This window comes from Effusibacillus dendaii (assembly GCF_015097055.1).
GTDB classification, from domain to species: domain Bacteria; phylum Bacillota; class Bacilli; order Tumebacillales; family Effusibacillaceae; genus Effusibacillus; species Effusibacillus dendaii.
In genome coordinates this window covers 1,626,757-1,649,767 of record NZ_AP023366.1, presented here as the reverse complement: position 1 = coordinate 1,649,767, position 23,011 = coordinate 1,626,757, and the positions used below count along the sequence as shown (strand labels likewise).

The window sequence follows — 23,011 nt, the reverse complement described above, 5'->3', positions numbered from 1 at the left end:
TTCAGGCCAAAAAATTAAAGGGGTGTGGACAAATATGAAAAAGAAGTTTGGGTTCTTTCAGGCAGCAGCCGTAAGCGCAGCCATGGTGGGGTTCCTCATCAGCGGCTGCGGCAGTTCGGGCAGCCAGAATGCCGCTTCCGGTAACAACAGTGGAACCGGTTCCGACTATCCGAAAATGGAAATCAAATTCTCTCATGTTGCGGCTCCCGATACGCCAAAAGGGCAGTCAGCATTAAAGTTCAAGGAATTTGTAGAATCGAAAAGCGGCGGCAACATCTCGGTCAAAGTGTATCCCAATGGCCAATTGTACGGGGACAATGACGAAATCGAAGCTTTACAGGCGAACAATGTACAGTTTATCGCTCCTTCTTCCGCTAAATTGGGTGGGTTTGACAAATCGTTTGAACTGTTCGATCTTCCCTTTTTATTTAAAGATGAGAAGCATCTGGAGGCGTTCGAAGACGGACAGGCGGGCAAGCAACTGCTCTCCAAAGTAAATTCCAACAATATGGAAGGGCTGGCATTTTGGCCAAACGGGTTCAAACACATTACCAACTCGAAACGTCCGATCGCCAAACCGGAAGACCTGAAAGGGTTGAAAATCCGTACCCATGGCGGCGAAATCATCAATGACGTGTACACAGCGCTGGGTGCCGCCTCGACAAAATTGGCATTCAATGAAACCTATCAGGGACTGCAGTTGGGCACGGTAGACGGTCAGGAGAACAGCCTGGTCAATATTGAGACACAAAAGTATGAAGAGGTGCAAAAATACCTGACGCTTACGAATCACGCCCGTTCCGAATATGTGGTTGTGACAAACAAAAAGTGGTGGGATGGTCTTAATGCCAAGACAAAAGATTTGCTGACGCAGGCGATGAAAGAAGCAACTTCCGTAGGACGGAATCTGGTTGAAAAAGAGGAAAAGGAAGCGTTGGACAATATCAAAAAACACAACAAGATGCAAATTCATCAATTGACTCCTGAAGAGCGGCAAACATTTTTGAAAACGTTGAAACCGGTTTCAGAAAAGTGGGGGAAAGATATTGACCCGAACCTTCTAAAGGCAATCGATGAGTTGGCGAAGTAAAGGAGATGCAGTTATGGCCAGAAAGTATGATGTGAAACGGTTATGAATGGAAGGGAAATCGGGATGTACGGAGGGAGCAGGGAATGAAAAAGGGGCAAAGAGGCTACAGATTGTTTGAAGATCTATCATCCGGCTTGTTCTTGGTGACCGGCTTTCTTCTGATGTTTTATGAAGTGGTTATGCGGTATGTGTTTAATTCCCCTACCACCTGGGTAAATGAAATCTCAACCATGTTTGTAGTTTGGGGAGTTTTGCTCGGTCTGTCTCTGGGATTGCGGGATAATCACCATATCAGTGTTGATATTTTGTATGAGTTTTTACCTGGAAAAGTGCGCAGGCTAATCGATTTTATCGCGAACCTTGCGGGACTTGTGTTTTGTCTGTTTTTCACCTACAACGGGATCATTCTGGTGGGAAGAGGCATCAAATCCAGCCAGGTTTCCATTGAGACGGGTATACCGATATGGGTTTATTATCTGGTTGTTCCCATTTCTGGGGTAATGTTTGGTATTCGGTTTTTGACGAAAATATACGAACTGCGCCACGCTCCATCGGTTGAAGCGGGAAAGGAGGCGGAGACGATTGAACACTACCATGCTTTTTAGTGCTTTTGCCATTCTGCTTCTGCTGCGGATCCCTATCGCGGTGTCGTTGATGTTGTCCACCGTTTTCATGTTCTGGCTGTCTGGATCTTTTGGCATGTGGACGATTCCGCAAAAAGTGTTCAGTGCCTTGAATTCTGTCACATTGATTGCGATTCCCGGATTTGTATTGGCCGGCACGATTATGGCGCGAGGAGGAATCGCCAAGTATTTAATCGAGGCTCTGCGCGCCTGGGTAGGACATATTTCGGGCGGTCTGTCGATTGTTACGATTCTCGCCTGTACATTTTTTGCCGCCATCAGCGGATCAAGTCCGGCTACCGCCGCCGCGATCGGATCGATCATGATTCCGGCAATGGTGGAAGCGGGATATAACAAACGGTATGCCATGGGCTTAGTGGCCGCATCGGGGACGTTAGGGATTTTGATTCCACCCAGCATTCCGCTGATTGTTTATGGTGTGGTTACAGAAGAGTCAATTGGAAAACTGTTCATGGCCGGAGTGGTCCCAGGTATCGGAGTATCGTTGGTGTTGATCTTATATGCCCTGATTTACGCGCGAATCAAAGGATACGGAAAACTGGACAAAATGTCATGGGCGGACAGGTCGGCCAGTACACGGAAAGCGATCTGGGGACTTCTGCTGCCGATCCTGATTCTTGGCAGTATTTATAGCGGGGCGACGACTCCTACGGAAGCTTCCATTGTGGCAAGTGTTTATTCGGTTCTGGTTTCCGTTTTTGTCTACCGGGAAGTTTCCTGGAAAACCTGGCACCAAATCTTGAAAGAAACGATTGGCATAACCGGAATGATTATGCTGATTATTGCGGCAGCCACTATTTTCTCGCTGTATATGACACAGGAAGAGATTCCGCAGATGATTGCGGCGGCGATGCTCTCCATCGATCTGAATACAGCTTTGTTCTTCGTACTGACCGCCGTACTGTTTTTGATTCTCGGCATGTTTCTTGAATCGTCTTCCATTATGCTAATCACGTTGCCGCTGCTTTTGCCGATTATGAAATCGCTTGGCATTGATCCGATTCATTTTGCTGTCGTTATGATCATTAACATGGAGATTGCACAGGTTACACCGCCGGTGGGACTCAATCTGTTCGTAATCAGCGGCATATCAAAGGAAAGTCTTGGTTCGGTGTGCAGAGGGAGCTTTCCCTTTATTATCGTGCTGTGCATCTGTATGGTGATCGCGATGATATGGCCGGGTCTGTCGCTCTGGCTGCCAAACCGACTGTTATGAAATGCTGTCTTTGTCTGAAGGGAGTGGAGGGGCATTGTACAAGATTGGAGTAATGGAAGGGGACGGTATCGGTCCGGAGGTGGTGAAAGCTTCCATCGAAGTTTTGCGGGCTTTGGAACGTAAATTGGGAATCCTCTTGTTCACCTTTATCCCTCTTCCGATTGGATTGTCCGCTTTTGAAAAAATGGGTTCCACATGTCCGGATAAAGCGATGAAAATCCTTGCCGACTGTGACGGCGCCGTTTTGGGGCCGGTATCGACCCATGCCTATCAGCCGGATCGGAACATGCCGAACCCGAGTGCCAGAATTCGCAAACAGTTTGATCTGTACGCCAATCTCCGGCCTGTCCGTTCGATACCCGGCTACTCTAAATTCCCCGATGTGGATCTGCTGATCGTGCGGGAGAATACGGAAGGCATGTATGCAGACCGCAATCTGTTCAGCGGCAACGGCGAATGGATGATTGACGCAGATACGGTGTTGTCAGTCAGAGTCGTTACGCGACATGCATCGGAACGGGTAGGGCGTATGGCATTCCAAATGGCCCGCGAACGAAACGGCAAAAAGCATGTGGCCGTTATTCACAAGGCAAACGTGCTGCGCAAGGGGTGTGGGTTGTTTTTGGAGGAATGCCGCAAGGTCAAAGAGTCGTTTGCAGATATTCAGTTGGATGATTTTCATATTGACGCATTTGCGATGCAATTGATTCTCCAGCCGGAAACATATGATGTGATCGTGACCACCAACATGTTTGGCGATATTTTGTCGGATGAAGCAGCAGGCCTCGTTGGCGGACTGGGCATCGCTCCGGGACTCAATGCAGGAGATTCGTTTGCCGTTGCGCAGGCTACGCACGGTTCTGCCCCTTCGATTGCCGGACAAAATCTGGCGAATCCGATTGCCGAAATTTTGTCTGCCAAGATGCTGCTTCACTGGCTGGGAATCACACATCATGACGGGAGTCTGACAGAAGCGGCGTCCATTCTTGATCAAGCAGTTTGGGGCGTACTGGCGGACGGTCAGGTTCGCACCCCGGATTTGGGAGGATGTTCGACTACGCAGGATATGACCGATGCAATCGTATCCAGAATTTTTGCAACCAATCGGTAGTTTGCGGGGAGGAGGGACGAAGCGATGCAGATCAGTATTCCTTGTATATTAATGAGGGGCGGAACCAGCAAAGGCGTATTTTTTCTGGAAGAGGACCTTCCGAAGAGCCCCGCAGTCCGGAACGAAGTGATTGTACGGGCGTTCGGCAGTCCCGACCCGAGCGGACGACAGATTGACGGGTTGGGTGGGGGAACCTCCACCACCAGTAAAATGGCGATCATCAGTAAGCGAAAGGAAGAAGTGAACGGGATCAACTACACGTTCGGACAGGTTGATTTGAAAACATCGCTCGTGGATATGCGCGGCAACTGCGGCAATCTGTCGTCCGCAGTAGGGCCTTACGCGATTGATATGAGGCTGGTCGATAAGATTGAAGAACCTTATACGAAGGTCCGTATTTACAATACGAACACACAAAAGTATATCGTAGCGCATGTCCCAACACGCAATGGTAAAACGTTGTATGACGGCGACTTTCAGATTGCCGGTGTACCCGGGCAGGGGAGCAAGATCCAATTGGATTTCATGGAACCGGGTGGCGCGGTGACAGGGTGGCTGCTGCCAACGGGTCAACCGGTGGAAATGATTAACACAGATTCATACGGCAGTTTTCAGGTATCAATTGTGGATGCGGCCAACCCGGTGGTGTTTGTGCGTGCGGCTGATATCGGTCTGACCGGTAAGGAGTTGCCGAAAGATATCGACAACAATATGCAATTGTTGGATAAGATTTTGCAGATTCGGGCGGCGGCCGCCGTTCGGATTGGTTTGGCACAAGACATGCAGGATGCGTTTGTGAACGTTCCCTCCGTGCCGAAAGTCGCCTTTCTGTCAGAACCGTCCGATTATATAACGACAAGCGACGCGGTGGTGCAAAAAGAGGAGATTGACATTATGGCCCGTATGCTGTCGATGGGAAAAATGCATCCTTCGTTTGCGATCACTGGCAGCATTTGTTTGGCGGTTGCTTGTAAAATCGACGGGACGTTGGCCCACGAGATGGTTCCGGTGGATAGAAGAAACAACTATGAGCTGCAGATCGGGCACTGCAGCGGAGCCATCTCTGTCGGTGCAGAAGTGATTCAAGAACAGGGAACATACCGCGCCCTGCGGGGAAGCGTTTTTCGAACGGCCCGCCGGTTGATGAGCGGCATGGTGGATGTGTCGATTTAGATTGGGCTCACCATGTTCTTTCTCCCTTCGTACACTGAAAACGGGTACATAGGGTCGTTATTGACCTTTAGGTGAAGGGATTGTCTCACATGGAAGGATAAGGCTTGGGAGGGGTTTCGCATGGGGGACGAGCAACAGCGGCTGGTAGACGCTTTGGTGGCGCGAACGGGGCAACCACGGGCCAAAGTGGAGGAATGGGTGGCCGGTTCGTTGCGCCTGCTGGAAGGTTCCTTAACGGTTTACGATGTGTCTCGGGTTGCGGCCGATTTTGTCAGAAAACACGTGAAAAACGCGAAGCCTTATCTATTTCGGTTTGCCCGGTCCTGGTTAGAATCGTATCTAGAGGAGCGGCAACGGTTGACCAAAGTGGCGGATGGCAAGCGGGCGGTCAAGGAAACAATTCCCAGGCAGGCTCGCAGTGAAGACAAAGCATCGAGGCGGGCTTTCCGCAAGCCGCCTGACACAAACAGAAACCGGTGGCAACGTGGACAAAGCGTGCTCCCCATCCTTTTCGACTCTTACAGGCAAATGGAACACCCGGCAAAACCGTGGATTGCGAAGGAACTCAAAGGACGGGATTAGGCGACAGTGTGAAAAATAGAGATCACGGCATCACGGCAGCGCCACTTGGGAAAAGGCGTAAATACAAAAGTAAAGCGTATAACAGGGTAAACGATCCGAACTTGGGCCGCTTACCCTTTTATGTGTGTGAAATCAATTGGGAGGGGCATAATTGAAGCAAAGGAGGATGAAAATGGAAGGCGTTAGTGCAAAAATCAGTCATAAGCGCTTACGAAAGAGGCAGGTCTTGTTAAGGGTCCTTTTTATCTTTTTGGGTGCGATGCTGGTTTCTGTCGCGTTGGAGATTTTTTAGTGCCGAATCATATTATTGATGGCGGGGTAACTGGAGTATCCATTATGTTATCACACCTTACCGGCATGAAACTAGGGGTGTTCCTCTTCCTATTCAACCTTCCTTTTTTAATAATCGGGTATAAACAGATTGGAACGACCTTTGCGATCTCTACCCTGTTTGGCGTTTTTGTCATGTCGTTAGGGACCGCTTTGTTTTTGCCTGTTCCCAGTTTGACGCAAGTCCTTCTTTTATCTTCCGTATTTGGTGGAATCATTTCAGGTATTGGTGTGGGTCTGGTTATCCGCGCGGGTGGTTCAATTGAAGGGTTGGATCAATCGAGATTCGTATGGATAATCAGTGAAGAATATAACGAAATTGGCAGCACAGTGAGCACTGATTTAGGTCGGGGAGTCACGTATCTAAACGGGGAAGGCGGATATTCCGGTGATGTCAAGAAGGTCATTTTCTGTGTGATCACGCGTTTGGAGGAAGCAAAGTTAAAGTCGATTGTCGATGAGATCGATCCATCCTCCTTTCTTGCCATCGGAAACATCCACGATGTGAAGGGCGGTCGATTTAAGAAGAAGGACATTCACTAATTGAGGGACCCTATCCACATTTTAATTGAGACCACGCTGTATGCGGATGGTCTTTTATGGTCGATAGGAAAGGGAGGGTTCTCGCACTGCAATGGCGAATATTGACCTGATGGAAGGACGGTGACGGCGGCATGAAACGGATTTATACGGGGTGGTATACGAAACGGCTGCGGCAGGAATGGATCGCGCAATGCGGCCTTTTCTTGCGGAACGGACGGCGGAACTTTCGCTTTCTGCTACCGACCCGTTATTTAATTCAGCAGGTACGGGAATCGCTGGCCGCATCCGGCTATGGGGTGGCGGAACAGGTTGGGACGTTTGACGATCTGGTCGATCTCGGCTTGTCACAGGAAACGAATTTGATTCGCATTGATGAACAGGGAAAATTGGCGGTGCTGCACCGTGCGCTGCAGCAGGCGGGGGACGCGGCGCTTGTTCCGTTTGCGGCGATTTTGGACAAACCCGGTTTTGCACAGTCCCTGCTTGACGCAATCGAAGAACTGAAAAATTCAGGCATTGCTGAGTCGGTGTTGGCTGGATGGGTGAAAGATTCTGGTGTCCTGTCGGAACGCGATGTCCAATATGTTCGTTCTTTTGCCGCAATCTACGAAAACTACCAGAAGGTTTTGAAAGAATATGCGGGAGGCCGTTTGCTTGACCGGCAGGAAGGATACAGGCTGGCGGCAGAACATCTGCTGCAAGACGGAGACCGTCTGTTGGCGGGAATCGAGACGGTGTTTATCGATTATCTGACGGTTACGCCGCTGCAGCTGCCGATTTTGGAAGCCGTTTGCCGCCATGTGCCACATGTGGAGATTTTTATGCCTTACCCGCAGGAAGCGGCAGGAATTCCGATTTTGCAAAAAAATCGGGAGCGTTTGACCGATCTTCTGATAAATATGGGATTCGAGCATATCGAACTGGAAGCGGAACCGTCCGGATCGGCTGATCGGGCAGTGCGATCATCTGGCGCTCACAGTGGGGGCAAGGCCGGGGAGGCAGAACGGGCTGCTGAGGAAAATCGCTTCACCCGGTTGGCCAAATCGCTGTTTGCCGAGCAGGTCAAGCCGGTGCAGGCGGACGGCGTGGAATTGATCCCGAGCAGCACCCTCTTACAGGAAGTAAGAGCGGTTGCGAAAGAGATGAAACGGCTGGTGAAAGACGGTTGGCAGCCGGAGCAGATTGCGATTGTGACGGCGAATGACGCCGCGTACCGGCCTTTGATTCATCGTGTGTGCAAAGCGGACCGGATTGCAGTTCGGCTGGCGGATATTCGCAATCTGACGGAAGTGCCGTTTGTCCGCAGGATGCTGCGGGTAATCGGTGAGCAGCAGGCGGATTTTTCAGAAACGGCGACCTATCAGAAACATGCGGAAACGGTCCGGAAACGGGTGGCGGAAGCCGGTCTGGTGGAAGAATTGTATGCCGCCGCCGCACAGGCAGTCATAACGCTGGACGATTTGCGGCGTGACGTAAGGGCGTGGCAGAGCTGCCTCGACAGTCTGAGCAGTTTGGTGCGGGCAAAAAGGCTGTTCGGTGAGCGTACTGTGCCGTTTCGGGTGTTTTGGGAAGAGTGGCGGGAACAGCTGCGGGAGCAGAAAGTAGAGGTGGCTGGCGGAGCGGGGAGCGGTGTTTCGGTGCTGCGTCCGGCGGAGGTGCGCGGCTTATCGTTTCGGGCCGTTTTTGTGTTGGGACTGAACGAGGATTCGTATCCGAAAAAGCCGTCCGATCATTGGTTGCTGGATCGATTGGAACAGGCGGCAGTCCGCAACGGGTATGTGCTGCAGCGGCGGGAGCAGTTTGAACTGCAAAATCTGCTGTTCCGTTCCTGCCTGTTGGCTGCGGAAGAGCGGCTTTATTTGAGTTTTCTGAGTCCGGAAGCGGATGAACGCAACCTGCGGTCGCCTTATTTGGAGGCGGTGATGCGATGTATCGCAGAGGGGGATTGGAAGCATCCCGCCCGGTTTGCCAGCGCTCTGTCCCATCTGCCGATTTCCGACCGATGGGAAGAATTGTCGGGTGAACAGGAGTGGCGGGAGAGAGCGGCTGTCTGGCTGGGGGGGCCTGCTAACGGCGAGGATTTGGGCGAGGCGGCGGACATACTGCGCCGGGTAGAATCCGAAATGACGGAACATGAGGCCGGGCGGCCTACGCGACTGATCGGCTGGCGGTCTGTTTTGGAGCGGATAGCTCTCGAAGAGGAACGGGAAAGCGGGGGTCCAAGCCGATTTGCCGGACGTTTGTCAGATCCTGCGATTCATGCCCGGTTGCAGGAAATCTACAGTTCCGGTTACACGTGGAGCGTTTCCAAGCTCAACCGGTACGCCGTTTGCCCCTTTCAGTTTTTTGCCGATCATGTGCTGCGGATTGATCCGAAAGAGGCGCTGGAAGACGGAATACCGGTTGATGAGCGGGGCAGTTTTTTGCACGAATTGACCCAGCGGCTGCTGTTGCCGCTAACGGGAGAATCCCGTGTAGAGCAGGGGGCGGCGGATAAGATTCTGGCCGATTTTGACCGTATATTTGAGGAAACCTGCGAAAACTGGAAAGGGTCGGATTTGACCGAATCGCTCTATTGGCCGATTGAAAAAACGCGTCTGCAGCAGGAGATGCGCACTTGGCTGGAGCGGGAATTGGAGATGTTGGTGCAATCCCGTCTGCGGCCTGTCCGTTTGGAATGGTCGTTTGGCGGCGAGCGGCGTACCGGGGATGCGGAGCGGAAAGAGATGTTGGACCCGCAATCGACAGAGGAGCGGATCGGTCTTCCGGTTGGCAAGGAAACGATGTGGTTTCGCGGCCGGATCGACCGGGTCGACTTGGCGGAAGACGGCAGCCGGTATGCGATTCTTGATTATAAGACAAGTTTGGCGCGTTACAAAGGAAGCAAGGATTTGGAAAACGGAACGAATTGGCAGGTGCCGCTGTATCTGGCCATTTTTGAAAAATGGGCCGGACAGCAGGGGCAAACTCTGTCCGCCCTTGGCGGTGGCTATCAGAAGCTCGCAGCGAAAGCGGAGGCAATGGTTGGCGTCTGGGCGGAAGATGCGAAATCATTTGGCTTGACGGCGATCAAGCGAAACGATGTGCGACCCGATTTGGAGGCTGATTTGCAAAACGCTTTGCTGCAGGTAGCCAACCAGCGGGATGCCCTGCGGCAGGGCGTGTTTGACGCGCAACCGCGCGCCGATTGCGATCCGTATTGCCCGTTTGGATCGGTTTGCCGATTTGACGGGAAAAAGAAAGGAGAGCTCCATGAACCAATCGTCGATACAGCGAATTCGCGATCCGAAACCGAATGAACAGCAGCAGCAGGCAATTGAGAACCTGAGCGACCACCTGTTGGTATCGGCAGGCGCCGGTTCCGGCAAAACGTGGGTGCTGACGGAACGATACCTGGAGATGCTGGTGAATGGGGCTGCCCCCAGACAGATTGTGGCCATCACCTTTACCGAATTGGCGGCTGCCGAAATGAAAGGCCGGATTCGCAGCGCCGTGCAGAGAATGATTGACGAAACGCCCGACCTGCGGCAAAAAGCGCACTGGCGGCGAATGTACAATGAGCTGGATGGAGCTGTCATTTCGACCATTCACGGATTTTGCATGCGGCTTTTGAAAGAGTATCCGGTCGAGGCGGCGATTGATCCGACGGCCGATGTACTGTCGCCTGACGAAGCGGACCGGCTTTTACTGCAGGCGGTAATCGAAGTCACAGAACAATGGATGCGGGAGCGGACAGCCGATATTCAAGCGTTTTATCTGGCGTGGGGCGGTCGCCGCGGCATCATCCACAGTCTGCTTGACGCCTATCTGGCGATGGTGACGTTTGATTACCCGGTTTCGGATATGCTTAGGGATACGGAACGCATGCTGGCCGATTTGCGCCGTCAGATTCCGGTTGTGATCGAACAGATTGACCGGCTTGTCGATACCGTTATTGCGCCGGAAGCGGCCGCGCAGATGGGGGGGAAGAAAAAACCGGCCCAATATGTGCTTGATATGGCCGCATGGATCGATAAGTGGCGGGAAAAATCGGCCCTGCTGCGGGAGTGGGATGGGACGATCCAACCAGAAGTGCGGCAGACGCTGTATGATCTGCATAAATCGATGTGGGCCAACCGGGGCGGCGGGGAGTCGGTCAAGGAAGCGCACAAGATGCTGAAAGAGGAATGTCTGCCACGGCTTGCCTCGTTGGAAACGGCGCCCGATACGGTAGAGCAGGCGCGGTTGTTCGGCGAACTGCTGTCTGCGATTGACGGACGTTATTCAGAGGCCAAAAGCGAACGGCACAAACTCGATTTTCATGATTTGGAGCGGTTGACCGCCAGAATGTTGGAACGTCATCCGGAAGTGGCGGAAGAATACAGCCGGAAACTGAAATATATCATGGTGGACGAGTTTCAGGACACGAACCGCCTGCAGAAAACAATCATCGACCGGATTGCGGAGGATGACGGGCAGATCCGCAAGTTTTTTGTCGGCGACGGCAAACAGTCGATTTACAAGTTCCGCGGGGCGGATGTGGATATTTTTCAGGAAACGGAAACGCGGTACAAACGGATTCAGATGACGAAAAATTTCCGGACGCAGGCGGGGGTCATCCATTATATCAACGATTTTTTCGGCTGGTTGATGGATGGCGCAGAAGCGGGGGAAGTTCGTCAGGTCCGCTTTGAATCGTTGGATCCACACCGGAATCCGGAACATCAACAGCCGTGTGTGGAATTCCTTGTCGAGCGAAATGATGCGGCGGAGGATGCGAGGGAAGCGGAAGCGGATCTGATTGCCAGACGGATTTTGGAGTTGGTGAAGGGGGATCGGGTCGCCGTCTATAAGAAAAAAAGCGGAGAATCGGTCGAATCTCCCCATCCGGTCCGTTATGGTGATATTGCCATGCTGTTTTCCGCCACCACACAGCTTGCGGTTTATGAAGAGGCGCTGCAGCGCTATGGAATTCCCTATGTGGTGGAGAAAGGACGCCAGTTTTACAAAAAAAGGGAGATTGCCGACATGCTGTCCTGGCTGAAAGCGATTGTTGACGCAAGCGATCAGGTAGCACTGGCGGCGCTGCTGCGTTCCCCCGTGTTTGCTTTGTCTGATGAAACCTTGTTCTGGCTGGCTCAGAAAGGGGCTTTTGCGGGGGAGACGGTGCAGAAAAGCCCTCTTGCGCAGGAGCTGGAACCGCAGGGAGCACTGTCGAAAGGGCTCGCCTGTGTTTGGCGGGAGGCGGCGAGTGACGGGCAGAGAGTGGAACTGCAGGCGCTTCTTGGCGAGCAGGAATTGGCCAAAACGCTGACGGCGTTCGAGCAGTTGGGGAAATGGCGGACGATCTGTGAACGGCAGCCGCTGGCCGATTTTATGCGGGAGATTTTGGCGGAAAGCGGATATCTGCAGGTGGTTCTGGCCGGATTTGGCGGCGAACAGAAATATGCAAACCTCTTCAAGTTGATCGAAATGGCGGAAGAATTGCAGCGGACGGAAGGATATGGAATCTCCGAATTTGTGGACTACCTGCAGCGGATGCAGGATGAAGGCGTGCAGGAAACGGAGGCGCAGTTGGGCAGTTCGAGCCTGCTTGGGGGCGCTGTCCGGATCATGACGGTTCACGCGTCAAAAGGGTTGGAGTTTCCAGTGGTGATTTTGCCCGATTTGAAACGATCCCTAAAAACCGGAGATGCGACATGCTTTATTATTCGTCCGGGTCAAGGCATTGGACTGAAACGAGCGCCCTCTTTCGACGAAGCAAACGAAAGTAAACTGGAGATGCAGGGAGACGGGCTGTTCCGCTTGCTACGGCAACAGGAAAAACAGCGTGAGCTGTTCGAGGAACACCGCAAGCTGTATGTGGCGATGACGCGCGCTCGTGATTATTTGATTCTGCCAGTGACAAGACCCAGAATTGAGGGCCCTTCCTGGCAGAAATGGATTTTACAGCATGCCGGATTTGACAAGTTTGACGATTTGACGTTCGGGGTGTGGGAAAAAGAGAATGCGGCGGATCGTGCCCTATACCGGATTGAGATAAACGGTGAGGTTGCGAAAATGGATGCGGATTTCTCTAACCGCGGCAAAAAGAGGTATCAGCAACTGCAGGAACGCTTGGGGCAAAGGTCTGGCGGGAGGGCGGCAGCGGCGACAGGAACCGGAATAGACAGCGCGACCGCCGGTTCGTTTGGTCTGCTGTTTCCGGTCGGGCGATTGGACGCTCCTCAATTGCCGATGATTTCCGCCTCGGCGGTGATGACGCACCGGACGTGCGCGCGCCGATTTTACCTGCGGTATCTGTTTCAGCTCCCGGAATGGCGTGGCGAAGATACGGCACAGCGGTTGTCGGAAGAGGAAGCCAGATTGCCTGATACAGAAGAAACGCTGGTGTCCGAACTGCCGGACGAGAGGGCAGAGTGGCAAACTGCCGGTTTTTGGCCGGGCGAGGCCGATCAAGCGAAGGCAGCGGGTGAGCTGATTTCGCAACATAGCGGTCGCTCCAAACGGGTTCATGCAGATTTGCGCGGCACATTGGTCCATCAACTGTTTGAACAACTGCGGCAATCCAGCCAGAAGCAGGAACTGATCGAGGCGGTTCTGCGGTCGGCAGGAGTGGATCGGCAGGCAAAGACGGAACTGATTCCTTATCTTGAGGAAATGGCCGATCGCTATCTGCAAAGTCGGTGGTTTCAGTCTGAATCGTTCCGGGAACAGTCTTTTCATATTAAAATCGGCCCGGCTATCGTACATGGATTCATAGATGCGATCATTACGGAGGCGGACGGAACGCTGACCGTGGTCGATTTTAAAACAAACGATATAAAAGATCAGCAGCATGTGGCCGAATTGACAGAGCGGTATACCGTACAGCTGCAATTGTACGCGCTGGCGGCAGAAGCCGTTTTTCAAAAAACGGTGGGACAGGCGGTATTGTTTTTCCTGGCGGGTAATACGTCGGTTCCCGTTGATGTGAGCCGTCCAACGCTGACCCGATTGCGCGGCGAATTGGAACGGTTGTTTGTGCGGTTTGCGGATGACGGGAAAATGGAATCGTACCCGATGACGGAGCAGCGGGACTCGTGCGGGCGGTGCGGCTATCGCGTTTTGTGTGGAAGATAAAACCGGTTACTTGCCAATCTGATTTGGAAGGATGTACCATAGAAAAAATTGCAAGTTTTGAAAAATCTGTTTTCACATACGGAGGAGATGGAATGAACGGAGTTGTGATTACCAAGTTTGGCGGGCCGGAAGTATTGGAATATCAAAAATTGCCTGTTCCGCAGCCGGGGCCGAACCAGGTGCTGATTAAAACGGCGGCAATCGGAATCAATTTTGCTGACATCAAATCACGGGAAGGGCATTATCACGGGGCGGGGCAGCCTCCCTTCGTTCCCGGGTTGGACGTGGCAGGCACAATCGAAGCAGTGGGACCGGGTGTAGAAGAATTTGCCGTTGGACAGCGGGTGATTGCATTTCCGGAGACGGGTTCGTACTCCGAATATACGATTGCGCAGACCGTGTTGACTTACAAACTGCCGGATGCGGTTGATTTCGAAACGGCGGCGGCCTGTCCGACAATTTCCATCACCTCTTACAATTTGCTGCATGAACTGACCCGCATCCGACCGGGTGAGACGGTGCTCATTCATGCGGCGGCTGGCGGCATTGGCACGACGGCGATCCAATTGGCGAAGATTTTTGGCGCCGGCAAAATCATCGGCACTGTAGGCAGTGAGGAAAAAGCCGATTTTGCAAAGCGTGTCGGTGCGGATTATGTGATCAATTATCGGACGGAAGATTTTGCAAAACGGGCATTGGAACTGACCGACGGCAAAGGGGTCGACGTCATTCTTGATTCGGTGGCGGGTGACGTGTTTGAGCGGGGATTAAGCTGTTTGGCGACTTTCGGTCGAATTGCGGTGTTTGGCCATTTTAGCGGACAGCCGGGGACGGTTCAGACAACTGCGCTGCATGCCAGCAGCCGGTGCGTACTGGGCTATAGCATGGGTACAAACCGGCGCTATCGTCCCGCTGTGCTGCGTGATTCGGCGGAGGCCATCCTGCGTCTGCTGGCGGAAGGCAAGCTGCAGATGTATATTGATAACAAGTTTCCTCTCAAAGAGGCGGCCGCCGCTCAACAGGTGATTGAACAGCGGAAGAATAAGGGGAAAATCTTGCTTTTGCCTTAAAGTAAACCGATCATGAATCGACAAGAAATTGAAGGATGCGAATCTGATGAACTTAAAGCGAATCCGGACTTTTATGATGGTAGTGGAACACAAAAACTTTTCGGTTGTCGCGGAACTGCTTGATGTCAGTCAACCGGCGGTCAGCAAGCAGATCAAAACGCTGGAGGAAGAGCTCGGCGTTGTGCTCCTGCACCGGGAATCGATCGAGCCGACGGAGGCGGGACGGTTCGTGTATCAAAAAGGAAAGGAACTGATGCGCGATTGGCAGCAGCTGGTCGACGAATGCCGTTCGATGCAGGGAGAATTGAGCGGATTGCTGCGGATTGGAACCAGTACCATTCCCGGCTCGTATCTGCTGCCCGCATTTTTCGGTGAGTTTCGCAAACGTTATCCGCGTGTCGAATTTCGTATCTCTGTAAACAGCTCGGAGGAGGTATTGCATCTGCTGCGGGATGGGAAGCTGGAAATCGGCATTGTCGGGGTGGAGCCGAAGGGGGATCCGTTTGTTTCCCATCTGATCGGCGAAGACCATATGGTGATGATCGGACCGGCCGACAGCGATGAAGTGGACGGATTCGGCGATATAAAAAATCTGCCGTTTATTTTCCGGCAGTCGGGGTCCGGTACCTGGGAAGCGGCGAAAGAAGCGCTGCAAAAATGGGGCGGTTCTGTTGATGAATTACGTTCCGTGGCGGAAGTAGACAGTACGGAAGCGGTGATTTCGATGGTGGAAGCGGGGATTGGATATTCGATTATCTCCGACCTCGCCGCTCTGCCTGCCACAAAGCATGGGCGCGTCAAAGTGTTGGCGTCACTGCCGGAGACACGCGGCTTTTATTTGACCTATTTGACGATCAAACGGCAAAATCCGGCGATTGACGCGCTGGTCAATTTGTTGGTGCGTGAGTAACAGGACATCATGGCAACAAATTTGTAACGGGGGACATACAATATGACAGACGCGCTGTTGGTCGTATCTCTACTGGTAAGTTTGGCCGGGATTGGATTGTTGATCACATTGTTGGTGAGAAAACCTGCGGCTGGCATTTCCGTTCCGTTGGAAAACCGTCTGGCGCTGCTGGAAAAAGGGCTGGAACGATTGGAAAAGGCCGTTCGGGACGAAATCGCGAGAAACCGGGAAGAAGCCGGTTTGACGGCCAAGCAGGGACGGGAAGAGCAAAACGCTGCGTTTTCCCATTTTACCAAAACGGTTCTGGCAAATGTAGGCGAAATGGCAACACAGATGAGCAACGGGCTGCAATCTGCGAATCAGAACACGATTGCAGCGATCGGCGAACTGTCCACGCAGCAGAAACATCTGTTGGACGGATTCGCCAAACAGTTGAATGAGTTGACACAGATGAACGAACGGAAACTGGAGTCGATTCGCGGCACGGTCGAACAGAAACTGGCGGCGCTGCAGGAGGACAACAGCAAAAAGCTGGAACAGATGCGTGTGACGGTTGACGAGAAACTCCATGCCACGTTGGAACAACGCTTGGGCGAATCGTTCAAATTGGTCAGCGAGCGGCTGGAACAGGTGCACAACGGATTGGGCGAAATGAAAAATCTGGCATCGGGTGTAGGCGACCTGAAAAAAGTGCTGTCAAACGTCAAAACGCGGGGGATTCTGGGCGAGATTCAGTTGGAAAATCTGCTGGAGCAGATTTTGACAGTCGAGCAGTACGAGAAAAATGTGGCGACCCGGCCTAACAGCGGCGATCGGGTTGAATTTGCCGTCAAATTGCCGGGGCCTGACGGAGATCGCTCGCAGGTTTGGCTGCCGATTGACTCGAAGTTTCCGCTGGAAGATTATCAACGGCTGCTGGATGCTCAGGAGGAAGGCAATCTGCAGGCGCTGAATGATGCAGCCAAACAGTTGGAAGCGCGCATCCGGCTGGAAGCGAAATCGATTCGCGAAAAGTACATCGAGCCGCCGCACACGACCGATTTTGCAATCATGTTCCTGCCGATTGAAGGACTGTTTGCAGAAGTGCTGCGGAAATCGGGTCTATGGGAGAGTTTGCAGAAAGAATATCGGGTCGTGATTACGGGACCTACGACGTTAACGGCGCTGTTGAACAGCCTTCAGATGGGATTCCGCACACTTGCGATCCAAAAACGGTCGGGCGAAGTGTGGCAGCTGCTTGGTGCGGTTAAGACCGAATTCGGCAAGTTTGGCGATGTCTTGGAGAAAACACAGAAGAAATTGCAGGAGGCCAGCAAAACGATTGATACGGCAGCGGTCCGAACGCGTGCGATTGAACGCAAACTGCGTACGGTGGAGGAGCTGCCGACGGCGGAAGCAACGCGATTGCTGCCAGATATGGAACGGCTGGAAGCGGATGCAGACGAATTGAATGCAGTGGGAATGGATTGACAAGGTGATGCAGGATGCACCAGGCGCATCCGTGTTTGAAGGTCAGACTGCCTGTCCGCTTGCTGCAAGCTGTCTCGCAGGATGCGGCCGATTCGTTTGTGGCCTGCGTAACCATGGCGGCAGCCGTTCATCTGTACGGAATCAATGACCGCTGGGATGCGAAACCGTCTTTCGCATCGGAAGCAGAATGGAATCGCCAGAAGACCGAAGGGTTGATTGTAAGAATTTAGGGGGGTTCAGGATGGATCTGTTGAAAGAACTGCGTGGGTTTTTGCCGGATGATCAGGTAACTGTTAATCAAACCGTATTGGAGCAGCACAGCCGGGACGAATCGTATCATGCGCCGCATTTGCCCGATGTAGTGGTGTTCCCGAAAAGCAGGGAAGATGTAAGCAAAGTGCTGCAGTTTGCCAACAAGCATCAGATTCCTGTGGTTCCGTTTGGCGTCGGCAGCAGCCTGGAGGGACATGTGATCCCCTATCGCGGCGGAATTACGCTTGACTTTCAGTTGATGAATCGGATCCTTGAGATCCGGCCGCGCGACATGCTGGTGCGGGTGCAGCCGGGTGTGCTGCGAACACAGCTGAACAAAGAATTAAGCAAACACGGTTTGTTTTTCTCGGTGGATCCGGGTGCGGATGCTACGCTGGGAGGGATGGCGGCCACCAACGCCAGCGGTACGACTGCGGTTCGTTACGGTGTGATGAGAGACCAGGTGCGTGATCTGGAAGTGGTGTTGGCAGACGGCAGGATCATACATACCGGCGGACTGTCAGCCAAGTCTTCCTCCGGCTACAACCTGACCGGCTTGTTTGTCGGGTCGGAAGGGACACTGGGCGTGTTCACCGAGTTGACGCTGCGCGTATATGGCATTCCGGAAGCTACCATGGCGGCCAGGGCGACTTTTCCCTCTGTTAAAAATGCGGTCGATGCGGCCGTTGCGATCATCTCGACCGGTATCCCGGTGGCCCGCATAGAGCTGGTTGACGCGATCTCCATCAAGCAGGTGAACAGGTTCAGCGGGACTGACTATCCGGAAGCCCCTACCCTCTTTTTAGAGTTTCATGGCAATGAACCCGGTTTAAAACAGGATGTGGAATCGGCGACTGAACTGGCGATGCAGGAAGGATGTCAGGGATTCCAGTTTGAAACCGATTCAAAAGCGCGGTCGCAACTTTGGGAAGCGCGTCACAATTTGGCCTACGCATTTATCAAAGCGTCGCCCGGCAAAAAGCTGATGTCGACCGACGTGGTGGTGCCGTTGACGGAACTGACAGGGGCCATCGAACATGCCCGCCAGATGCTGGACGAATATGGGATAGAAGGCGCCGTGCTGGGTCACGTGGGAGACGGCAATTACCATGCGGTCCTGATGACGGATCCGAACAATCCGGACGATGTCAAACGTACCGAGCATGTGAACGCTTCGATAGTCGAGTATGCATTGAGCCGCGGCGGTACCTGCACCGGCGAGCATGGAGTGGGTGTCGGGAAAATGAAGTATCAGCGGCAAGAACATGGAGATGCGCTTGATTTGATGGCTGCCATCAAAAAATCGTTTGATCCGAACGGCATTTTGAACCCCGGAAAATTGATTCCGGCGATTTGACACTTTTTCCTGTTTTCGCTATAGTATAAAGAACAATAAGCTATACGTTGTGATGATGGAGAGAGTACGTCTGTAGGAACGGGCAGAGAGCGGAATCCATCGGCTGCAAGATTCCGCCGGAAATCAGACCGAAACCGGCTCCTGAACATTCCTGTGAAAAGCAGGACGGCTGCCGACCGTTATTCGGATTGAGTGGGTATGTCGCGTTGCAGAAGCGTTTTACGTGTGGAAACGGCGGCGTATCAATGAAGGTGGTACCGCGAAAGATGCCTTTCGTCCTTCTGGGGCGAAGGGCTTTTTGTTTTTCTTTAGAGTTTCCGCAGGTTGGTGGAGAATATGAGAATGAAACGAATTGTTGTCAAAATCGGTTCCAGCAGCTTGACAGACGAATCGGGGCAACTGTCTCCCGCAAAGATGTCGCGGCTGGTCGATCAGATTGCAGAATTGCAAAAAGACACAGACTGCCAACTGATTCTGGTGTCATCCGGTGCGGTTGCGGCCGGTTTGGGACGGTTAGGGTGGCCGCGACCGTACATTACGATGCCGGAGAAACAGGCGGCGGCGGCTGTCGGACAAGGGCTTTTGATCGAGTTGTATCAAAAACTGTTTGCGCCGCACGGGATTGTTACCGCGCAGCTCCTGCTTACCCGTTCTGACATGGAAGATCGCAAGCGTTTTATCCATACCCGGAACACGACCGAAACACTTTTGCATCATGGAATTCTGCCGATTGTGAATGAAAACGACACGGTAACGGTGGAGGAAATCCGGTTTGGCGATAATGACACGTTGGGCGGATTGGTGGCGCTTGTCACGGAGGCCGATCTGCTGGTTCTGTTGACCGACATTGACGGATTGTATACGGCCAACCCCAAAACGGATCCGAATGCCACCCGGATTCCAGACGTTTGGGAAATTACGCCCGACTTGATGGAATTGGCTGGCGGCAGCGGCAGCGCGGTCGGTACAGGCGGCATGCGCACCAAGCTGATGGCGGCAAGAATCGCCGTTGACTCGGGTGTTGATGTGGTGGTCGCCTCCAGCTCGGAGCCGGATGTGCTGAAACGGATTTTGGCCGGGGAATCGATGGGTACGCGGTTTCATTCCCAACAGCGTCTTTCCAGCAAGAAATCGTGGATTGCTTACGGTCCAAGACCGGAAGGCAGGCTGATCATCGATCCGGGTGCGGCAAAAGCGCTGCTGGAACGGGCTGGCAGTTTGTTAATTCAAGGGATTAGGGAAGTCGAAGGAGATTTTCAAGAAGGATCGATTGTAGAAATGGTGACGGAAGAAGGGCTTTTGATTGGAAAAGGGGTGGTCAGCTTTTCCGACCGGGATTTGCGGCTGCTGTTGGAGCGCCGGCAGATGGGAGAGAAGCTGCGGAACATCCATGAAGTGATTCACCGCAACGAAATGGTGGTGCAAGTTCAGGAGGGGAGCCAGGTATGAGTCAAATCGACACGCAGACAAGAAGCAGTTTGCAGGACGAAGTATGGGGCAAAATTCAGGCAGCCAAAAAGACGGTTCGAACGCTTGGCGTATTGTCCGCAGAGGACAAAAACCGGGCTCTTCAGGCAATGGCGGAATCGCTTTGGGAGCAGCGTGACCTGATTTACCGCGCCAATCAGGAGGATGTACAGGAAGCGCGAAAATCGGGGACCCCGGAAGCACGGATTGATCGCCTGACCCTGACTGAAAAACGGCTGCTCGATATTATGGAAGGACTCAAACAGGTGGCCGGTTTACCGGATCCGGTCGGGGAGACACTGGAGACGATTGAGCGGCCGGACGGCTTATGGATTGAAAAAGTCCGCGTACCGTTTGGCGTCATAGCGATGATTTACGAATCTCGTCCGAATGTCACGGTGGATGCGGCCGGATTGGCGCTAAAAACAGGCAATGCGGTCGTGCTGCGGGGCGGCAGCGAAGCGCTTCGTTCCAATCAGGCGTTGGTTAATGCGCTGCGGGACGGATTGCGGAAAAGCAAGGTGCCGGCGGATGCGATTCAATTGATTGAGCGCACCGAACGGGAGTCGGTGGACATCTTAATCCGGGCAAAAGGCAAGGTGGATCTGGTGATCCCGCGCGGCGGAGCCGGTCTGATCCAGCGGGTGGTGGAAAATTCGCTGGTGCCCGTGATCGAAACGGGTGTCGGCAATTGTCACGTGTATGTGGACGCCAAGGCGGATCTGGAAATGGCGACCGCGATTGTAATCAATGCAAAAACGCAGCGTCCTTCTGTCTGTAATGCGATGGAAACGCTCTTGGTACATGAATCGGTTGCAAATGATTGGCTGCCTTCCATCATTCGCAGTCTGCGCGATCGGGGTGTGGAAGTCAGGGGATGCGAGCGCACCCGGTCGATTTTGCAGGATGCCAGGGCGGAAAATGTCCTTCCTGCAAGCGTGGAAGACTATGCAACGGAGTTTCTCGATCTGATCTTGGCGGTGCGGGTGGTAGACAGTCTGGATGCGGCGATTGAGCATATTGAAACATACGGCACGCGCCATTCCGAAGCGATCGTGACGACAGACTCGGCTGCGGCTGACAGGTTTTTGGCGGAAATCGATGCGGCAGCCGTCTATCATAATGCGTCGACCCGTTTCACAGACGGATTCGAATTCGGGTTCGGGGCGGAAATCGGCATTTCTACGCAAAAGCTGCATGCGCGGGGACCGATGGGGCTGCGTGAAATGACCAGTTACAAATATATCATCAAAGGCAGCGGACAGATCCGGCAATAGCCGATTTGAATTAACGGGGCAGGGGGCGATGTGTATGGAAGGGAATTCGATTTTGCACGGCAAACGGATTTTATCGGTAGGAGCCGGATCCATGGCGGAAGCGATCATCCGTGGTTTGATTCATGCAAATGCGGTTGATCCTTCGCAAATCTGCGTGACAAATCGCAGCCATTCGGATCGGCTGCAGCAATTAAATAAACTGTATGGTGTCCGTACGGTGGAAGGTGCCGATACCCATGCAAAGGTGCGGGAACTGGCGGCAGCCGACGTGATTTTGGTGGCCTGCAAACCGTATGATGTGGCGAACACATTGGAAACATTGGTTGGCAAAATCGGCAATCCGGTTATCCTGTCAGTTGCGGCAGGCATTTCGATACCCTTGATGGAATCGGTGCTGGGAGGAAGGCCACAGGTGGTTCGGGCAATGCCAAACACCGCCTGTGCCGTCCTGCAATCTGCCACTGCCGTTGCATTTGGCCAATATTGCACGGAAGAAGCAAAACGGCTGTCGCAAGAAATTCTCTCCCTGTTGGGCACCGTGTCTGTGGTAGAAGAATCGAAGATGGATGTGGTGACAGGGGTATCTGGCAGCGGCCCGGCCTATTTTTACTATATGGTGGAAGCGATGCAGCAGGCGGCCGAATCGATGGGATTGTCGCCTGAAACTGCCCGCACGCTTGTCCTGCAGACGATGACAGGCGCTGCCAAAATGCTGCAGGAAACCGGACTTGACGCGCGTGAACTGCGCCGTCAGGTAACATCGCCAAACGGAACCACGATGGCGGGAATTCGCGCATTGGAAGAGGCTGATTTTAAAGAATTGATCGAACGGACGATCAGTCGGGCAGCCGAGCGGAGCAAGGAGATGGGAGAGCAGCAGGCTTCTCTTTTAGTCGACAGGAAGTTATAAATTTTATCCTATCGACATAAGGGCAACTAAGGTTCGCCTGCGCTTAGGCTTGGCGAAGCCAAGTTTTCTTTAAAAATAAAGCAGGTTGTTTTTGGGGGGTGAGCGTATGACGATTCGGTTTAATTTGGATGATGTGGCTGCTATGCTGAAAATTCCGGTGGAACGAGTTCGTCTGGCGCTGGAGGAATTGGATCGGCAGGGGAACTTGACGGCCGAAACATTTCCGTTCGCTGAAAGGGCATGGCGGATTGCGCCGATCGATATTAAGCGGATTCAATCCCTGCTGCTGGAAAAAGGAATGATCAGCGAGCAAGCCGATGCCGCCGCCGCAAAGCCACCGCGGCGAATTGTCCGGGTTGTCAAAAAGCCAGCCCCGTCAAATGATTGACAAAATGTACGAAAATAGGCGCATATTGGCATAGACCCCGGATTTTATGGGGTTTTTTTGTTTTTTTGTAGGCTCTGAAACATTTTCTTTCTGCAAATCCTGTTACAATAAAAGTACACA

At 52.9% G+C, this 23,011-nt stretch carries 17 protein-coding genes, 1 pseudogene and 1 other annotated feature; all 18 genes and pseudogenes read left to right on the top strand.

Annotation, left to right across the window (positions count from 1 at the left end):
• The first annotated feature begins 34 nt into the window (after window positions 1-34).
• The 18 genes and pseudogenes from skT53_RS09010 (at window position 35) to skT53_RS08925 (ending at window position 22,891) form a co-directional block, all read left to right on the top strand.
• Window positions 35-1,090, top strand: coding sequence for a DctP family TRAP transporter solute-binding subunit (locus skT53_RS09010; protein ID WP_200760729.1), 1,056 nt, complete (start codon window positions 35-37; stop codon window positions 1,088-1,090).
• 83 nt (window positions 1,091-1,173) lie between these two features.
• Window positions 1,174-1,695: a TRAP transporter small permease gene (locus skT53_RS09005; RefSeq protein ID WP_200760728.1), complete on the top strand. Its 522-nt coding sequence runs from the start codon at window positions 1,174-1,176 to the stop codon at window positions 1,693-1,695.
• Window positions 1,673-2,950: a TRAP transporter large permease gene (locus tag skT53_RS09000; protein ID WP_200760727.1), complete on the top strand. Its 1,278-nt coding sequence runs from the start codon at window positions 1,673-1,675 to the stop codon at window positions 2,948-2,950. Before skT53_RS09005 ends, skT53_RS09000 begins: the two co-directional genes overlap by 23 nt.
• A gap of 34 nt (window positions 2,951-2,984) precedes the next feature.
• Window positions 2,985-4,061 carry an isocitrate/isopropylmalate dehydrogenase family protein gene (locus tag skT53_RS08995; protein ID WP_200760726.1) on the top strand — a complete coding sequence of 359 codons (1,077 nt, stop codon included), beginning with the start codon at window positions 2,985-2,987 and terminating at the stop codon, window positions 4,059-4,061.
• Window positions 4,062-4,085: 24 nt separating this feature from the next.
• Window positions 4,086-5,234, top strand: a complete 1,149-nt coding sequence (locus tag skT53_RS08990) for a 2-methylaconitate cis-trans isomerase PrpF family protein (RefSeq protein WP_200760725.1) — start codon at window positions 4,086-4,088, stop codon at window positions 5,232-5,234.
• 120 nt (window positions 5,235-5,354) lie between these two features.
• On the top strand, window positions 5,355-5,816 hold the full coding sequence (locus skT53_RS08985; RefSeq protein ID WP_200760724.1) for a hypothetical protein: 462 nt from the start codon (window positions 5,355-5,357) through the stop codon (window positions 5,814-5,816).
• Between the two features lie 172 nt (window positions 5,817-5,988).
• Window positions 5,989-6,689: pseudogene (locus skT53_RS08980) on the top strand (YitT family protein).
• A 131-nt stretch (window positions 6,690-6,820) separates the two neighbouring features.
• Window positions 6,821-9,988 (top strand): PD-(D/E)XK nuclease family protein, encoded by a 3,168-nt coding sequence (locus skT53_RS18525; protein ID WP_226375391.1) that lies wholly within the window; start codon window positions 6,821-6,823, stop codon window positions 9,986-9,988.
• The gene (locus skT53_RS08970) at window positions 9,942-13,790 is read left to right on the top strand and encodes a UvrD-helicase domain-containing protein (RefSeq protein WP_226375435.1); all 3,849 of its coding nucleotides are present in this window, start codon (window positions 9,942-9,944) and stop codon (window positions 13,788-13,790) included. The genes skT53_RS18525 and skT53_RS08970 overlap by 47 nt, the downstream gene beginning before the upstream one ends.
• Window positions 13,791-13,882: 92 nt before the next feature.
• Window positions 13,883-14,860: a quinone oxidoreductase family protein gene (locus skT53_RS08965; RefSeq protein WP_200760722.1), complete on the top strand. Its 978-nt coding sequence runs from the start codon at window positions 13,883-13,885 to the stop codon at window positions 14,858-14,860.
• A gap of 46 nt (window positions 14,861-14,906) precedes the next feature.
• Entirely contained in the window at window positions 14,907-15,770 is an 864-nt protein-coding gene (locus tag skT53_RS08960) for a selenium metabolism-associated LysR family transcriptional regulator (RefSeq protein WP_200760721.1), read from the top strand.
• Window positions 15,771-15,812: 42 nt separating this feature from the next.
• Entirely contained in the window at window positions 15,813-17,240 is a 1,428-nt protein-coding gene (locus tag skT53_RS08955) for a DNA recombination protein RmuC (RefSeq protein ID WP_200760720.1), read from the top strand.
• 35 nt (window positions 17,241-17,275) lie between these two features.
• Window positions 17,276-17,470 carry a hypothetical protein gene (locus skT53_RS08950; protein WP_200760719.1) on the top strand — a complete coding sequence of 65 codons (195 nt, stop codon included), beginning with the start codon at window positions 17,276-17,278 and terminating at the stop codon, window positions 17,468-17,470.
• 11 nt (window positions 17,471-17,481) lie between these two features.
• Window positions 17,482-18,849: an FAD-binding oxidoreductase gene (locus skT53_RS08945; protein WP_200760718.1), complete on the top strand. Its 1,368-nt coding sequence runs from the start codon at window positions 17,482-17,484 to the stop codon at window positions 18,847-18,849.
• A gap of 43 nt (window positions 18,850-18,892) precedes the next feature.
• Window positions 18,893-19,133: a binding site (T-box leader), on the top strand.
• Between the two features lie 58 nt (window positions 19,134-19,191).
• On the top strand, window positions 19,192-20,298 hold the full coding sequence (gene proB, locus skT53_RS08940; protein WP_226375390.1) for a glutamate 5-kinase: 1,107 nt from the start codon (window positions 19,192-19,194) through the stop codon (window positions 20,296-20,298).
• Window positions 20,295-21,593 (top strand): glutamate-5-semialdehyde dehydrogenase, encoded by a 1,299-nt coding sequence (locus tag skT53_RS08935; protein WP_200760716.1) that lies wholly within the window; start codon window positions 20,295-20,297, stop codon window positions 21,591-21,593. Before proB ends, skT53_RS08935 begins: the two co-directional genes overlap by 4 nt.
• Before the next feature lie 34 nt (window positions 21,594-21,627).
• On the top strand, window positions 21,628-22,503 hold the full coding sequence (gene proC, locus skT53_RS08930) for a pyrroline-5-carboxylate reductase (protein WP_200760715.1): 876 nt from the start codon (window positions 21,628-21,630) through the stop codon (window positions 22,501-22,503).
• A gap of 106 nt (window positions 22,504-22,609) precedes the next feature.
• Entirely contained in the window at window positions 22,610-22,891 is a 282-nt protein-coding gene (locus skT53_RS08925) for a hypothetical protein (protein WP_200760714.1), read from the top strand.
• Window positions 22,892-23,011: the final 120 nt, after the last annotated feature.

Coding starts and splice junctions, on each gene's coding strand:
- skT53_RS09010 (WP_200760729.1), top strand. CDS start 35: ATGAAAAAGAAGTTTGGGTTCTTTCAGGCAGCAGCCGTAAGCGCAGCC.
- skT53_RS09005 (WP_200760728.1), top strand. CDS start 1,174: ATGAAAAAGGGGCAAAGAGGCTACAGATTGTTTGAAGATCTATCATCC.
- skT53_RS08990 (WP_200760725.1), top strand. CDS start 4,086: ATGCAGATCAGTATTCCTTGTATATTAATGAGGGGCGGAACCAGCAAA.
- skT53_RS08985 (WP_200760724.1), top strand. CDS start 5,355: ATGGGGGACGAGCAACAGCGGCTGGTAGACGCTTTGGTGGCGCGAACG.
- skT53_RS18525 (WP_226375391.1), top strand. CDS start 6,821: ATGAAACGGATTTATACGGGGTGGTATACGAAACGGCTGCGGCAGGAA.
- skT53_RS08970 (WP_226375435.1), top strand. CDS start 9,942: ATGAACCAATCGTCGATACAGCGAATTCGCGATCCGAAACCGAATGAA.
- skT53_RS08965 (WP_200760722.1), top strand. CDS start 13,883: ATGAACGGAGTTGTGATTACCAAGTTTGGCGGGCCGGAAGTATTGGAA.
- skT53_RS08960 (WP_200760721.1), top strand. CDS start 14,907: ATGAACTTAAAGCGAATCCGGACTTTTATGATGGTAGTGGAACACAAA.
- skT53_RS08955 (WP_200760720.1), top strand. CDS start 15,813: ATGACAGACGCGCTGTTGGTCGTATCTCTACTGGTAAGTTTGGCCGGG.
- skT53_RS08945 (WP_200760718.1), top strand. CDS start 17,482: ATGGATCTGTTGAAAGAACTGCGTGGGTTTTTGCCGGATGATCAGGTA.
- proB (WP_226375390.1), top strand. CDS start 19,192: ATGAAACGAATTGTTGTCAAAATCGGTTCCAGCAGCTTGACAGACGAA.
- skT53_RS08935 (WP_200760716.1), top strand. CDS start 20,295: ATGAGTCAAATCGACACGCAGACAAGAAGCAGTTTGCAGGACGAAGTA.
- proC (WP_200760715.1), top strand. CDS start 21,628: ATGGAAGGGAATTCGATTTTGCACGGCAAACGGATTTTATCGGTAGGA.
- skT53_RS08925 (WP_200760714.1), top strand. CDS start 22,610: ATGACGATTCGGTTTAATTTGGATGATGTGGCTGCTATGCTGAAAATT.